Origin of the sequence: Clavibacter sp. MX14-G9D (assembly GCF_032917815.1) — a bacterium.
GTDB lineage: Bacteria > Actinomycetota > Actinomycetes > Actinomycetales > Microbacteriaceae > Clavibacter > Clavibacter michiganensis_K.
The window spans coordinates 1-13,403 of sequence record NZ_JAVCVL010000055.1 but is presented as its reverse complement, the minus strand read 5'-3'; the positions used below and the strand labels follow the sequence as shown (position 1 = coordinate 13,403).

Here is a 13,403-nt window from a genome sequence, read left to right as displayed (position 1 = left end):
GCTGACCCGCATCGACGACGCCCTCGGCGACATCGTCGAGAAGGACCCGTCGAAGACCAGCGAGAGCTCCCCGAAGGGCCGCCTCGCCTGATCCGCACCACCTGAGCACGACGACGGCCCCGCTCGAGCAGATGCTCGGGCGGGGCCGTCGTGCGTCCACTCTCCATGCTCAATTGCGATTGAGCCCGTGTCGCCTACTGTCCAGCGCGAACTTGAAATGGCTCTCTGCAGCGTCGATTACGGTCGTCGGAGTGGAGGGGCCGAAGACGCGCAGGAGTGAGTACCGGAAGCTCGACGGATCCAGCCCCCGCAACTCGACGTTCCCGCCGTGCCCGTTGACGGCGTACACATGCCAGCGCTGACGGATGTTCTCTTCGCCATCCGCCTTCCCCACGTAGTGGCGACCATCGCGGGTATCGGTGATGAGGTAGATGCCGACCACGGAAGCAAGCGCCGTCCGCCACGACGCATAGCGCTGCTCCTGCATCACCGCCTGCAGCTGTGCGTAGTCGACGACGAGGCGATCGAACCCGGGGAACGGCACCGGCTGGGCGTCCTCAATCCCCACGACCGGGTACGTCGCCGCGGTGAGCGCTCGCATCCACCACGAGCGAGGAGACCGCCAGCCGATCACCAGCCGCTCGCGGAGGTCCGCCATGTGGTCGGACACGACCGTGTCGAACAGACGGAGAGTGCCGTCGTCGGACATCTCGCCCCGGTTTTCTACGACGGCCCAGAGCCGAGCACGATCGCCGCCTTCGCGGATGAACACGATCCAGAACCGCGGCGGTGTCCTCGGGAACCGCTGCACATCCGCGGATTGAGTCCGGGTGTACTCCAGGATCTCGGAATCCGTCGAGTCGGCGTGAATGCCTTTGAGGCCGCTCTCGTCGTGTTGACGGACGTAGGCGTGTCTGATCACCAGCGCGTCCGGGATGTAAATCCCCGCGTCGACCATGAGAGGTTCGAGCGTCAACGCCATGTGTGGTCCTCATCTCGTATCACTTGGAGACTACGAGTCGGAATTCCGACCCGACCTCGCAGTCGGATATCGCGTCACTCCCCCGCGACCCATCGCATGGCGTGCGGCTTCCGAAGCAGGCGCGGTCGACTCGTCCGTCAGTTCCGAGACCCTCAGCGAGATGCGGTCTTGCACATCGAAGCACGGGTAGAGGGAAAAGGAAAAGGCCCGGATGACCGGGCCTGTCATTTCCTACTACTGCAGTGCTGGGGTACCTGGACTCGAACCAAGAACAAAAGAATCAGAATCTTCCGTGTTGCCAATTACACCATACCCCAAGGCCCCGATGCGCGATCGGGCCTCGTCGAGTGTAGCCCATGGGCCGGATGCGCGCCAAACCGAGGCGGCCCCCGCGGGCTCCCCGCGTGTCAGACCCGCGGCAGCAGGTCGCGGTTGATCGCGCTGGCCGCGCGCGCGCCGAAGCCGGCCGCGATGATCAGCTGCTGCGGGCCCGGCTGCGAGCTGTCGCCCGCCGCGTAGACCCCGGCGTGCGACGTGCGGCCCTCCGCGTCGACGGCGATGTGGCCGTCGTCGTCGGTGTCGAGGTCGAGCCCCGACAGGAAGTCGAGCGCGGTCGAGTAGCGGGGGCGCACGAACGCGCCCGTGCGGGGGACGACGGAGCCGTCCTGCATCCGGATGCCCGTGACGGCGGCGCGCTCGCCCTCGATGTCGGCGACGGGCCGGCGGTCGACGCGGATCCCGAGCGAGCCGAGCAGGCGCTCCCCCGCCTCGTCGACGTGCGCCACGCCGTTCGTGAATACGATGATGTCCCGCGACCACTGCGAGAGCAGCAGCGCGCGGTCCACGAGGTCGTCGGTCTCGCCGATGAGGGCGAGCGGCTCGTCGCGCTTCTCGTAGCCGTCGCACTCCATGCAGCTGTGCACGGCGGTGCCGTAGTACGCGCGGATGCTCGGCAGGTCGGGCAGCGTCTCCACGAGGCCCGTGGCGATGAGGATCCGCGTCGCGTGCACCACGCGGTCGGGTGCGCGGCGGACGCCCTTGGCGCGGATCGTGAAGCCGCCCTCGGCGGGCTCCGCGGACTGCACGACCGCGAGCTGGAACTCGCCCTCGTCGTACGCCTCCACCTCGACCTGGCCGAGCTTGCGGAGCTCCAGCGGCGAGATCCCGTCGCGGGTGAGGAAGCCGTGCGACATGAGCGTGGCGGCGTTCCGCGGGCGGCTGCTGTCGAGCACGAGGGTGCGCCGACGGGCGCGCACGAGGTTCAGCGCGGCGGACAGGCCCGCGGGGCCCGCGCCGATGACGACGACGTCGTAGGAGTCGCCGGTCGCGGTGGATCCCGCGGCCGAGGCGGCGGACGCCGGTACGTCAGGCACCGAGCATCCCCGCGAGGCGGTCGAGGCGCGCGATGGTCTCGTCCTTGCCGAGCAGCACCATCGACTCGAACAGCGGCGGCGAGATGCGGCGACCCGACACGGCGACGCGGAGCGGCCCGTACGCGAGGCGCGGCTTCATCCCCATGCCGGTGATGAGCGTGTTCTGCAGCACCTGCTGCACGAGGTCGATGTCCCACTCCGTGTGCGGCACGCCCTCGAGCGCGCCGCGTGAGGCCGCGAGCACCTCGCCCGCGTCGTCCTTGAGCGCCTGGACGGCCGCGTCGTCGTACGGCAGCGCGTCGGCCGTGGTGAAGAGGAACGAGAGGAGGTCGGGCGCCTCGCCGAGCAGCTGCATGCGCTCCTGCACCAGGGGCGCCGCCGCGTCGAGCATGCGCCGCTCCTCGTGCGTGAGCTCGGCGCCGACGACGCCCGCGGCCTGCAGGTACGGCACGAGGCGTCCGGCGAAGTCGTCGAGCGCGAGCAGGCGGATGTGGTCGCCGTTCAGCGACTCCGCCTTCTTCAGGTCGAAGCGGGCGGGGGCGGGCGTCACGTCGGCGACGTCGAACGCGGTCACCATCTCCATGCGGGAGAAGACGTCGCGGTCGTGGGTGAGCGACCAGCCGAGGAGCGCGAGGTAGTTGATGAGGCCCTCGGGGATGAAGCCGCGGTCCCGGTGGTGGAACAGGTTCGCGTCGGCGTCGCGCTTGGAGAGCTTCTTGTTGCCCTCCCCCATCACGTAGGGCAGGTGCCCGAAGCGCGGGATGGCGTCGGCCACGCCGATGTCGATGAGCGCGTGGTACAGCGCGATCTGGCGGGGCGTGGAGGAGAGGAGGTCCTCGCCGCGGAGCACGTGCGTGATGCCCATGAGCGCGTCGTCCACCGGGTTCACCAGCGTGTAGAGCGGCGCGCCGTTGGGGCGCACGAGCACGAAGTCGGGGAACGACCCGGCCGGGAACGTGACGGTGCCGCGCACGAGGTCGTCGAACGAGAGGTCGGTGTCCGGCACGCGGAGGCGGAGCGCGGGCGAGCGGCCCTCGTCCCGGAAGGCCTGGCGCTCGGCCTCCGAGAGGTCGCGCTCGAAGTTGTCGTAGCCCATCTTCGGGTCACGGCCGGCGGCCCGGTTCCGCGCCTCGATCTCCTCCGCCGTCGCGTAGCTCTCGTAGAGGTGGCCGGACGCCGTCAGGCGCGCGATCACGTCGAGGTACAGGTCGGTGCGCTGCGACTGGCGGTACGGCGCGTGCGGTCCGCCGACGCCCTCGCCCTCGTCCCAGTCGATCTCGAGCCAGCGGAGCGCCTCGATGAGCTGCCCGTAGCTCTCCTCGCTGTCGCGCGCGGCGTCGGTGTCCTCCACGCGGAAGACGAGCTTGCCGCCCGTGTGGCGCGCGTACGCCCAGTTGAAGAGCGCCGTGCGGACGAGCCCGACGTGCGGGGTCCCGGTCGGGGACGGGCAGAACCGGACGCGGACGTCGGTCCCGGAAGCGGTGGTCACGGGGTGCGCGGTTGTCTCAGTCATCCTGCCTCCGATCCTAGGGCTCGGGCTGGGGCTCCCCGTCGGTGCCGGGCGCTCCGTCGGCGGCGGGCGACCCCTCCGCGCAGTACGGCTCGAGCAGGTCCCACCGGTCGTACTGGTCACCGGGCGGGATCCCGCACTCGAGGAGGACGGTGCCCGCGGAGCGCGTCGGATCGGTGCCGGTGAGCGACCCGCTCGACCGGAACGTCCCGTCGCAGCCCGTCACGGTGAAGCGGGCGGACAGGGTGGAGCCCAGGTACCCGAGGACGTACCGCGCCGGGCGGTCCAGCACCGGGTCGAACGACGAGATCTGCAGGTCGCCGCCGAACCGCCGCCCCACGAGGTCGCGCTCGCGCAGGTCGTCGCGCAGAAGCGACGACCAGGCCGCCGCCGGGGTCAGGGGGTCGACGACCTCCGCGGACCCGACGCCCGTCCCGTCGACCGCCAGGGCGAGCGGCGGCACGAGGAGGGTGTCGTCCCGGGTCACGCGCTGGATGGTCGACCCGAGGCCCGGCTGCTCCCCCGTGCTCGGGAGCCGCACCGCCATCACGCGCACGGCGAGCAGCTCGGCGACCGGTCCGGCCGCCGGCTGCGCCCAGTCGATCGCGAGGTCGGCCGGGGTGCAGCCCGCGGGCAGGTCGACGGGAGGCGGCGACGCCACGGTCGGCGTGGCCGACGGCGACCCGTCCACCCCCGCATCCGGCGTCTCCAGCCCGTAGTCGGACACGTCGTACACGCACCCCGAGAGGACCGCGACCGCGACGGCCGCCAGCGCGAGGCGCGCGGGACGGCCGGGGCGGAGCACGGTCAGGCGCGGGCGCGCGCGGGGTTGGAGAGCGTGCCGATGCCCTCGATGGAGACCTCGACGACCTGGCCGTCGGTGAACGGGCCGACCCCCGCGGGCGTGCCCGTGAGGATCACGTCGCCGGGCAGCAGGGTCCAGACGCGCGACGCGAAGGCGATGAGCTCGGGGACGGTGTGCACCATCTCGCTGGTGCGGCCCGACTGCCGGAGCTCGCCGTCGACGCGCGTCTCGATGAGCGCGTCCGCGAACGAGCCCTCCGTCTCGATGACCGGCCCGAGCGGGCAGAAGGTGTCGTACCCCTTGGCCCGCGCCCACTGGCTCTCGGAGTGCTGGATGTCGCGCGCGGTCACGTCGTTGCCGATGGTGAAGCCGAAGATCGAGCGGTGCGCGTCCTCCACGGACACGTCTCGCGTGATGCGCCCGATGACCACCGCGAGCTCGCCCTCGTGCTCGACGCGCTCGCTGTCGGCGGGGAGGCGGATCACGTCGTCGGGCCCGACGACGGAGGTGTTCGGCTTCAGGAAGATGAGCGGCGTGGTGGGCGCCTCGCTGCCGTGCTCGGCGGCGTGCGCCCGGTAGTTGCGGCCGACCGCGACGACCTTGGAGCGCGGGATGACGGGGGCGAGGAGTCGCGCGTCGGCCAGCGGCACGCGCTCCCCGGTGGTCTGGTAGCCGCTGAACATGGGATCCCCGGTGAGGACGACGAGGTGGTCCTCCTCCTCGTCGAGGATGCCGAAGCGGGGGTCGGTGCCGGTGCTGAATCGCGCGATCTTCACGCTCTCGACCCTAGCCGCCCGACGACCGCGCCCCGCTCGGATCCGGCCGCTACGCGTCCAGGCGCGTGAGCCACCCGTGGCGGTCCGGGACGCGGCCGTACTGGATGTCCGTCAGCTCCTGGCGGAGCGACATCGTGAGCTCGCCCGCGGGCGCGTCCGGGTCGCCGACCGAGAGGCCCTCGCCCATCAGGCGCCCGATGGGCGTGATGACCGCCGCGGTGCCGCAGGCGAAGACCTCGGTGATCTCCCCCGACTCGACGCCCTCGACCCACTCGGAGAGCTCCACGCGCCGCTTCTCGACCGTGAGGCCGCGGTCGCGCGCGAGCTGGAGGATGGAGTCGCGCGTGATGCCCTCGAGGATGCTCTCCGAGTCCGGCGTGACGATGCGGCCGTCGCGGTAGACGAGCACGATGTTCATGCCGCCGAGCTCCTCGAGGTACCGGCCCTCCTCGGAGTCGAGGAAGAGCACCTGCGCGCAGCCGTGCGACGCGGCCTCGGCCTGCGGGAGGAGGGACGCGGCGTAGTTGCCGCCGGTCTTCGCCGCCCCCGTGCCGCCCTTGCCCGCGCGGGAGTACCGCGTGGAGAGCCAGATGGAGACGGGCGCCACGCCGCCCGTGAAGTAGGCGCCCGCGGGGCTCGCGATCACGTAGTAGCCGACGCGCTGCGCCGAGCGGACCCCGAGGAAGCTCTCGTTGGCGATCATGAACGGGCGCAGGTACAGGCTCTGCTCGGCGGCGCGCGGCACCCAGTCGACGTCCGTGCGCACCAGCTGCCGGACCGACTCGATGAAGTCCTCGGTGGAGAGCTCCGGCAGCGCCATGCGCCGGGCGGAGCGCTGGAGGCGGGCGGCGTTGCGCTCGGGCCGGAACGTCCAGACGGAGCCGTCGGCGTGCGCGTACGCCTTCATGCCCTCGAAGATCTCCTGGGCGTAGTGGAGGACGCTCGCGGCGGGATCCAGCTGCAGCGGTCCGTACGGGACCACGCGGGCGTCGTGCCAGCCGGCGTCGACGGTCCAGTCGATGTGGACCATGTGGTCCGTGAAGTGCTTGCCGAAGCCGGGGTCGGCGAGGATGGCCTCCCGCTCGGCGTCGGCGCGGGCGCTCTCCGACGGGGTCCGGTCGAAGGAGAGGGGGAACGCGGTGGCCGTGTCCTCGTGGGCGGCGGTGCCGGTGGTGGTGCTCATGGGGTCCTTCAGCGGTTCGTCGAGAGCGAGCGGATGACGGCGTCGCCGACCTCCGCGGTGGATCGGGGTGCCGGGTCGCCCGCGGCGCGCGCGGCCAGGTCGGCGGAGACGGCCTCCGTGACGCGGGCGGCGGCCTCGGGCAGGCCGAGGTGGTCGAGGAGGAGCGCGACCGAGAGGATCGCCGCGGTCGGGTCGGCCTTCTGCTGGCCCGCGATGTCGGGCGCGGACCCGTGGACCGGCTCGAACATGCTCGGGAACGCGCCCGTGGGGTTCACGTTCCCGGAGGCGGCGAGCCCGATCCCGCCGCTGATGGCGGCCGCGAGGTCGGTGATGATGTCCCCGAACAGGTTGTCGGAGACGATCACGTCGAAGCGCGACGGGTCGGTGACCAGGAAGATCATGGTGGCGTCGACGTGCAGGTAGTCGACCTCGACGCCCGGGTGCTCGGCCGCCACGCGGTCGACGGTGCGCTGCCAGAGCGATCCGGCGAAGGTGAGCACGTTGGTCTTGTGCACGAGGGTGACGCGCTTGCGGGCCCGCTTCTCGGCGAGCTCGAACGCGAAGCGGACCGTGCGATCGACGCCGTGGGCCGTGTTGACGGAGACCTCGGTCGCGATCTCGTGCTCGGTCCCGCGGCGGAGCGCGCCGCCGTTGCCGGCGTACGGCCCCTCGGTGCCCTCGCGCACGACGACGAAGTCGACCTCGCCGGGCGCGGCCAGCGGTGAGACCACGCCGGGCAGCAGGGTCGTGGGCCGCAGGTTGACGTAGTGGTCGAACGCGAAGCGGAGCCGCAGCAGCAGCCCGCGCTCGATGATGCCGCCCGCGAGCCGGGCGTCGCGGGGGTCGCCGCCCACCGCGCCGAGCAGGATCGCGTCGTGCTGGGCGAGCGCGGCCAGGTCGGCGTCCGTGAGGATCTCGCCGGTCTCGAGGTAGTGCCCCGCGCCGAAGGGGTACTGCACGGTGTCGAGCGCGACGTCCGCGGGGACCGCCTCGCGGAGCACGCGCAGGGCCTCGTGGACGACCTCCGGGCCGATGCCGTCCCCGGGGACGACGGCGAGCGAGATGGTGCGGGGCATGGATCCTCCCGGAGCTCGTGGGGTGTCGGGCCAGGTTACCCGTCCGTCGCGGACACCCGCGCGCTACGGTTGACCCGTCCGACGACCCGACGGGCCTGACACAAGGAGCACTCCCATGAGCATCGGCCTCGGCATCTTCCTCGTGGTCGTCGGCGCGATCCTCGCGTTCGCCGTCGACCTCACCGTCCCCGGCGTCGACCTGCAGCTGGTCGGCTACATCCTGATGGGCGGCGGCGCGCTGGTCATCATCATCGGCGTCGCGCTCCTCGCCCGCCGCCGCACGGCCGTGAGCGAGACGCGCACGCGCATCGACCCGGCCACCGGGCAGCGCATCACGCGCAGCGAGCGCTCGGACGACAACCTCGTCTGACCCCGCCACCTGAGTCCGCATCGGGCCCGTCACCTCGCGAGGTGACGGGCCCGATGCGCGTCCGGCCGCCGTGGGCCGCCTCATCCCGCGACGGGGCGGACGCCGGGATCAGTCGTGGGAGCTGGCCCGACGGAGGCTCGTGAGCGACAGGACGATCGCGCCGACCATGAGCGCCGCGCCGATGATCGACGTCGTCACCACTCCCCCGTCGAACGCGGTGTGCGCCGACTCGAGGAGCGCCGCGCCCATGTCCGCGGGCACGCGCTCGGCGACCGACACCGCTCCCCCGAGGGTCTCGCGCGCCGCGACGGCGTCGCCGTCCGAGAGCCCCGCCGGCAGGACGAGCCCGGTGCGGTAGGTCGCCGTGAGGATGCTGCCCAGCACGGCTGTGCCGAGCACCGCGCCGACCTCGTAGGCCGTCTCCGACACCGCGGAGGCCGCGCCGGCCTTGGCGGGCGGGACCGCCGCGATGATCAGGTCGTTGGAGATGGTCTGCGACGCCCCGATGCCCGCGCCCAGCAGGCAGAACGCGACGACCAGGAGCCCGACGGATGCGCCCCTGCCCGTGACGGCGAGGATGACGTAGGCGACGGCCGAGAGCGACAGCGCGATCGCCACCACCCGGGACGGACGGGCGCGCGCCACGATCGGCACGATCACGAGCCCGGAGACGATGACCACGACGGATCCCGGGATCAGCGCGAACCCGGCGGCCAGCGGATCGAGCCCCGCGACGAGCTGCAGGTGCTGCGTCACGAAGAAGAGGAAGCCGACGAGCGACACGACGCTCAGCAGGTTGACGAGCACGGCGCCCGTGAAGACGGGCTCGCGGAACAGCGCCACGTCGAGCATGGGGTTCCGGGCCCGCGACATGCGGCGCACGAACAGGATGCCCGCGAGCACCCCGACGACGGGAGCGGCGATCGCCAGCGGCGTGACGCCCTCGGTGGCGAAGGTCTTGATGGAGTAGACGATGGGCGCGACCGTGGCGAGCGACAGCAGGATCGCGACCGCGTCGATGGGGCCGGGCGCGGGGTCCTTCGACTCGGGCACGAGGATCGGCGTGAGGATCAGCAGGGGCAGCAGGACGGGCACGGCGACGAGGAACACCGAGCCCCACCAGAAGTGCTCGAGCAGCACGCCGCCCACGAGGGGGCCGAGCGCGGAGCCGCCCGAGAAGCCGGACGCCCAGATCGCGATGGCGAGGCGGCGCTGCTTGCGGTCGGTGAAGATCGAGCGCAGGAGCGACAGCGTGGAGGGCATGAGCATCGCGCCGAAGAAGCCGAGCGCCGCGCGCGCGGCGATGAGCTGGGACGCGTCGGTGGCGAACGCCGCGAGCGCCGAGACCAGGCCGAACCCCGCGGCGCCGATCATCAGCAGGCGGCGCCGGCCGTAGCGGTCGCCCATGTTGCCCATGGCGACCAGGAGCCCGGCGAGCACGAGGGGGTACGCGTCGATGATCCAGAGCTGCGCGGCCCCGGACGGCTCGAGGTCGCGGGCGATGGACGGCATGGCGAAGCTCAGGACCGTGTTGTCGATGGAGACGAGCAGCACCGGGAGCATGAGGACCACGAGCGCGGCCCACTGCCGGGTCCCGGCCCGGCCGCCGGCGGCGGGGGCGGTCGTGGGGACGGATGCGGTGCGGGGGGTGGACATGACGGGGCTTCCTGACGTCGGGAGGCGACGGCGCGAGGCGCGCGGACGGGGCCGTGGGGACGGCCGGGATCACTGTACCGTCCGGTCGGTACAGTCGGCAACCCCCCGCTACGCTGGGTGCATGCCCCCCACTCCGCCCGAGGATCCCGCGACCGCCGGGTCGTCGGCCGGCTCCGCGCGCGACCGCATCCTGGACGCCTTCGAGGAGCTGCTCGTGCAGCAGGGCGAGCGGGGCACGACCCTCGAGGCCGTCGCCTCCGCCGCCGGCGTCTCCAAGGGCGGGCTCCTCTACCACTTCGGCGGCAAGGACGCCCTCGTCGAGGGCCTGCTCGAGCGCATGGCGGCCCTCGCCCGCGAGGACGTGGAGCGGCTCCGGCAGGCCGAGCGCGGGCCGGTCGACCGCTGGATCCGCGGGTCGCTCTCCACCGCGACGCCGTTCGACCGCGCGTACGTCGCCACCTCGCGGCTCGCCCAGGGCAACCACCCCCGCGCGCGCGACACGCTCACGCACCTGCAGGAGCAGTGGGCCGCCGTGATCCTCGAGGCCGTCGGGGACCCGGCCGTGGCCCGCGCCGTGCTGCTCATCGGCGACGGCCTGTACTACAACAGCGCGCTGCAGCCGTGGCTCGGCGGCTCCGCTCCCGCGGACGACGCGCTCGACGCGCTCATCCGCGTGGTCGCCGACCTCGTGCGGCTCCGCTCCGCGGACTCCTGACCGCACGGCAGACCCCCCGCGCACGCGCGAGGGCGGCCGCCGCGGCGACCGCCCTCGCGGATGGTGCCCGACGGTCAGTCGGCGATGTCGATCTCGCGCAGGGAGGTGGCCTGGATGGCCGTCCGCACGTTCTCGAGCACGCCGTCGGGGACGGGCGAGTCGACGCTCAGGACGCTGAGCGCACGGCCGCCGGCCTCCTGGCGGGCGATCTGCATGCCCGCGATGTTGACCTCGGCGTCGCCGAACTCCTTGCCGTAGACCGCGACGATGCCGGGCCGGTCCTCGTACTTCATGACGATGAGGTGGCGGCTGAACGGCACCTCGACGTCGTAGCCGTCGATCTCGACGAGCTTCTCGATCTGCTTGGTGCCGGTGAGCGTGCCCGAGACCGACACCTGGGTGCCGTCGGAGAGCGCGCCGCGGATGCTGAGGACGTTGCGGTACTCCTCCGACACGGCGTCGGTGATGAGCCGCACCTCGAGGCCGCGCTGCTCCGCGAGGAGCGGCGCGTTGACGTAGGAGACGTTCTCGCTCACCACGTTCGTGAAGACGCCCTTGAGCGCCGCGAGCTTCAGCACGCTGACGTCGTACCCGGCGAGCTCGCCGCGGACGACCACGTCGATGCTGGTGAGCGCCTCGTGCGCGAGGCCCGAGAACACCTGCCCGAGCTTCTCCATGAGCGGGATGCCGGGGCGCACGTACGGGTCGATGACGCCGCCGGCGACGTTCACCGCGTCGGGCACGAGCTCGCCGCCGAGGGCGAGGCGCACGCTCTTGGCGACCGAGACGCCCGCCTTCTCCTGGGCCTCGTCGGTCGAGGCGCCGAGGTGCGGCGTGACGATGATGTTGTCGAGCTCCAGCAGCGGCGACCCGGTGGGCGGCTCGCTGACGAACACGTCGAGGCCCGCGCCCGCGATCCGCTTCGACTTGAGGGCGGTGTAGAGCGCGTCCTCGTCGATGATGCCGCCGCGGCTCGCGTTCACGATGCGCAGGCTCGGCTTCGCGAGCGCGAACTGCTCCGTGGAGATGAGGCCCGTGGTGTCGGGCGTCTTGGGGATGTGGATGGTGATGAAGTCGGCGACGCGCATCAGCTCGTCGAGCGGGAGGAGCTGCACCCCGAGCTGCTGGGCGCGGGCCGGGGTGACGTAGGGGTCGTAGGCCACCAGCGTGGCGCCGAAGCCCGCGAGCCGCTGCGCGACCAGGGTGCCGATGCGGCCGAGGCCGACGATGCCGATGGTCTTCTCGTACAGCTCGACGCCCGTGAACGAGGAGCGCTTCCAGAGGCCCTGCTTGAGCGACGCGCTCGCGTCCGGGATGAAGCGGGCGAGCGAGAGGATGTGGCCGATGGCGAGCTCGGCGGCGGAGATGACGTTCGACGTGGGCGCGTTCACGACCATGACGCCCGCCGTGGTGGCGGCCTTGATGTCGACGTTGTCGAGGCCCACGCCCGCGCGGGCGACGACCTGGAGGCGCGGCGCGGCCGCGATGGCCTCCGCGTCGATGCGGGTGGCGGAGCGGACGAGGACCGCGTCGGCCTCCGCGAGCGCCGCGAGCAGCGCCGGGCGGTCGGTGCCGTCCACGGATCGGACGTCGAAGTCGGGCCCGAGGGCGTCGACGGTGGCGGGCGAGAGTTCTTCGGCGATCACGACGACGGGCTTGGTCAAGAGCGGTCCTTCGGGCGGGGCGGCTGGGACCCTCACATGCTAGTGGCCCCAGAATGGGCCGATGAGCGATGTGACGTGGGACGCGATCCAGCTCGGCGTGCGGATCCTGCTGGCCCTCGCCTTCGTCGGGATGGGCCTCGCCCACTTCGCGCCGGGGGCCGCCCGGGGCATGGCCGCGATCATCCCACCGGCGTTCCGCCGCCGGGGCATGCCCTCGCCGCTCGCGCTCGTCCGGTTCACGGGGCTCTGCGAGATCGCGGGCGGCGTGGGCCTCCTCGTGGAGCCGGTGCGCCTCGCGGCGGGCATCGCGCTGGCCGTGTTCCTCGTCGCCGTGTTCCCGGCGAACGCCTACGCCGCCCGTCACCCGGAGCGCTTCGGCCGCATCGCGATCCCGCTGGTGCCGCGCCTCGTGGCGCAGGTGGCGCTCATCGCGCTCGTGCTGTTCGCCGGCTGGCCGCTCTAGCCGCCGCGGCCCGCGGACCGCTCCCCCGTGCTCCGCGCCGCCGCTAGACGAGCGGGAGCAGGGCGGCGAGCCCCACCGTCAGCGCGCTCGCGGCGGCGAGGCCCGCGAGCATCACCAGCACGCGCGCGGCGACGGGCCGGCCGCGCATGGCGCGGGCAGCGAGCGCGTACGCGACCACGGGGACGAGGATCGCGCCGACGAGCGTCGCGAGGGTGCCCGGTCGGAGCGTCCCCCCGAACGCCGTCGCGATGTCGCGGAAGGCCGTGTACTGGTCGACGGCCTGCCACACCAGGATCCCGTGGGCGATCGCGCCGAGGACGCCGACGATCCAGCCCGCGCGCGTGGGACGTCCCCGGCGACGGGTGCCGCGCGACGCCGGGGACGCGTCCCCGGCGGACGGCGCGGCGGTCATCGGGTCACCAGCCACGGCCAGGGGAACAGGACGACCGCGCCGGCGGCGAGGACGAGCGCGCGGCGGCCGGTCCGCATGCCCCGTGCGACGACGACGACGGCCGTCAGCCAGAGGAGCGGCGCGAGCACGGTGAGGGCCTCGGTCGCCTGAGCGACGCCGACCTGCAGCGCGGAGCCCGCGCTCGACGGGTTGTCGCGCACGACGAAGAACCAGGCGATGGCCTCGAGGACCGCGACGGCGCCGAAGAACGCGAGCGCCACGACCTCGGGCGACGCCTCGGGAGCGGCTTCCTCTGACGACCGCCCGCGCGGCTCGGCGAGCTGGGCGGCGGGGACGTCCGCGTCGGCCTCGTCGGCGCGGCCCGCGGATCCGGTGGCAGCGGCCCGGCGTGCGGCCGTGGCGCCGAGCGCGGAGGCCC

Annotated in this window: 14 protein-coding genes and 1 tRNA gene; 3 read left to right on the top strand and 12 right to left on the bottom strand. The window is 72.8% G+C overall.

Annotated elements, in window-relative coordinates:
- Positions 1-169: 169 nt before the first annotated feature.
- The 8 genes from Q6969_RS06950 to Q6969_RS06915 form a co-directional block, all read right to left on the bottom strand.
- Positions 170-982, bottom strand: a complete 813-nt coding sequence (locus tag Q6969_RS06950) for a GIY-YIG nuclease family protein (RefSeq protein ID WP_317229777.1) — start codon at positions 980-982, stop codon at positions 170-172.
- A gap of 245 nt (positions 983-1,227) precedes the next feature.
- A tRNA-Gln gene (locus Q6969_RS06945) sits at positions 1,228-1,299 on the bottom strand.
- A 90-nt stretch (positions 1,300-1,389) separates the two neighbouring features.
- Positions 1,390-2,355 (bottom strand): NAD(P)/FAD-dependent oxidoreductase, encoded by a 966-nt coding sequence (locus Q6969_RS06940; protein WP_317229776.1) that lies wholly within the window; start codon positions 2,353-2,355, stop codon positions 1,390-1,392.
- On the bottom strand, positions 2,348-3,868 hold the full coding sequence (gene gltX / locus Q6969_RS06935; protein ID WP_317229775.1) for a glutamate--tRNA ligase: 1,521 nt from the start codon (positions 3,866-3,868) through the stop codon (positions 2,348-2,350). The genes Q6969_RS06940 and gltX overlap by 8 nt, the downstream gene beginning before the upstream one ends.
- 13 nt (positions 3,869-3,881) lie before the next feature.
- A complete protein-coding gene (locus Q6969_RS06930; RefSeq protein WP_317229774.1) occupies positions 3,882-4,670 on the bottom strand; it encodes a hypothetical protein in 789 nt (262 codons plus the stop codon).
- Positions 4,671-4,672: 2 nt separating this feature from the next.
- Positions 4,673-5,446, bottom strand: a complete 774-nt coding sequence (locus Q6969_RS06925; protein ID WP_104343226.1) for a fumarylacetoacetate hydrolase family protein — start codon at positions 5,444-5,446, stop codon at positions 4,673-4,675.
- A 49-nt stretch (positions 5,447-5,495) separates the two neighbouring features.
- On the bottom strand, positions 5,496-6,629 hold the full coding sequence (locus Q6969_RS06920; protein WP_317229773.1) for a branched-chain amino acid aminotransferase: 1,134 nt from the start codon (positions 6,627-6,629) through the stop codon (positions 5,496-5,498).
- A gap of 8 nt (positions 6,630-6,637) precedes the next feature.
- Positions 6,638-7,705, bottom strand: a complete 1,068-nt coding sequence (locus Q6969_RS06915) for a 3-isopropylmalate dehydrogenase (protein WP_317229772.1) — start codon at positions 7,703-7,705, stop codon at positions 6,638-6,640.
- Positions 7,706-7,820: 115 nt separating this feature from the next.
- On the opposite strand from Q6969_RS06915, the gene Q6969_RS06910 reads away from it, so the two are divergent.
- A complete protein-coding gene (locus Q6969_RS06910; RefSeq protein ID WP_317229771.1) occupies positions 7,821-8,075 on the top strand; it encodes a DUF6458 family protein in 255 nt (84 codons plus the stop codon).
- 108 nt (positions 8,076-8,183) lie between these two features.
- Here the strand turns inward: Q6969_RS06910 and Q6969_RS06905 are convergent, their stop codons facing one another.
- Complete coding sequence (locus tag Q6969_RS06905) at positions 8,184-9,731, bottom strand: MFS transporter (RefSeq protein WP_317229770.1); 1,548 nt, start codon at positions 9,729-9,731, stop codon at positions 8,184-8,186.
- A gap of 121 nt (positions 9,732-9,852) precedes the next feature.
- Here Q6969_RS06905 and Q6969_RS06900 point away from each other — a divergent pair, with 121 nt between their 5' ends.
- Positions 9,853-10,446, top strand: coding sequence for a TetR/AcrR family transcriptional regulator (locus Q6969_RS06900; RefSeq protein ID WP_317229769.1), 594 nt, complete (start codon positions 9,853-9,855; stop codon positions 10,444-10,446).
- 74 nt (positions 10,447-10,520) lie between these two features.
- On the opposite strand, the gene serA is transcribed toward Q6969_RS06900, so the two are convergent.
- On the bottom strand, positions 10,521-12,110 hold the full coding sequence (gene serA / locus Q6969_RS06895) for a phosphoglycerate dehydrogenase (RefSeq protein WP_317229768.1): 1,590 nt from the start codon (positions 12,108-12,110) through the stop codon (positions 10,521-10,523).
- Between the two features lie 61 nt (positions 12,111-12,171).
- Between serA and Q6969_RS06890 the strand changes: the two genes are divergently transcribed.
- On the top strand, positions 12,172-12,573 hold the full coding sequence (locus Q6969_RS06890; RefSeq protein ID WP_317229767.1) for a hypothetical protein: 402 nt from the start codon (positions 12,172-12,174) through the stop codon (positions 12,571-12,573).
- A 43-nt stretch (positions 12,574-12,616) separates the two neighbouring features.
- On the opposite strand, the gene Q6969_RS06885 is transcribed toward Q6969_RS06890, so the two are convergent.
- Positions 12,617-12,985 (bottom strand): hypothetical protein, encoded by a 369-nt coding sequence (locus Q6969_RS06885; RefSeq protein ID WP_317229766.1) that lies wholly within the window; start codon positions 12,983-12,985, stop codon positions 12,617-12,619.
- A partial coding sequence (locus Q6969_RS06880; RefSeq protein WP_317229765.1) for a hypothetical protein occupies positions 12,982-13,403 on the bottom strand: 422 nt, incomplete at its 5' end. The genes Q6969_RS06880 and Q6969_RS06885, both read right to left, overlap by 4 nt.

Coding starts and splice junctions, on each gene's coding strand:
- Q6969_RS06950 (WP_317229777.1), bottom strand. CDS start 982: ATGGCGTTGACGCTCGAACCTCTCATGGTCGACGCGGGGATTTACATC.
- gltX (WP_317229775.1), bottom strand. CDS start 3,868: ATGACTGAGACAACCGCGCACCCCGTGACCACCGCTTCCGGGACCGAC.
- Q6969_RS06920 (WP_317229773.1), bottom strand. CDS start 6,629: ATGAGCACCACCACCGGCACCGCCGCCCACGAGGACACGGCCACCGCG.
- Q6969_RS06915 (WP_317229772.1), bottom strand. CDS start 7,705: ATGCCCCGCACCATCTCGCTCGCCGTCGTCCCCGGGGACGGCATCGGC.
- Q6969_RS06910 (WP_317229771.1), top strand. CDS start 7,821: ATGAGCATCGGCCTCGGCATCTTCCTCGTGGTCGTCGGCGCGATCCTC.
- Q6969_RS06905 (WP_317229770.1), bottom strand. CDS start 9,731: ATGTCCACCCCCCGCACCGCATCCGTCCCCACGACCGCCCCCGCCGCC.
- Q6969_RS06900 (WP_317229769.1), top strand. CDS start 9,853: ATGCCCCCCACTCCGCCCGAGGATCCCGCGACCGCCGGGTCGTCGGCC.
- Q6969_RS06890 (WP_317229767.1), top strand. CDS start 12,172: ATGAGCGATGTGACGTGGGACGCGATCCAGCTCGGCGTGCGGATCCTG.
- Q6969_RS06885 (WP_317229766.1), bottom strand. CDS start 12,985: ATGACCGCCGCGCCGTCCGCCGGGGACGCGTCCCCGGCGTCGCGCGGC.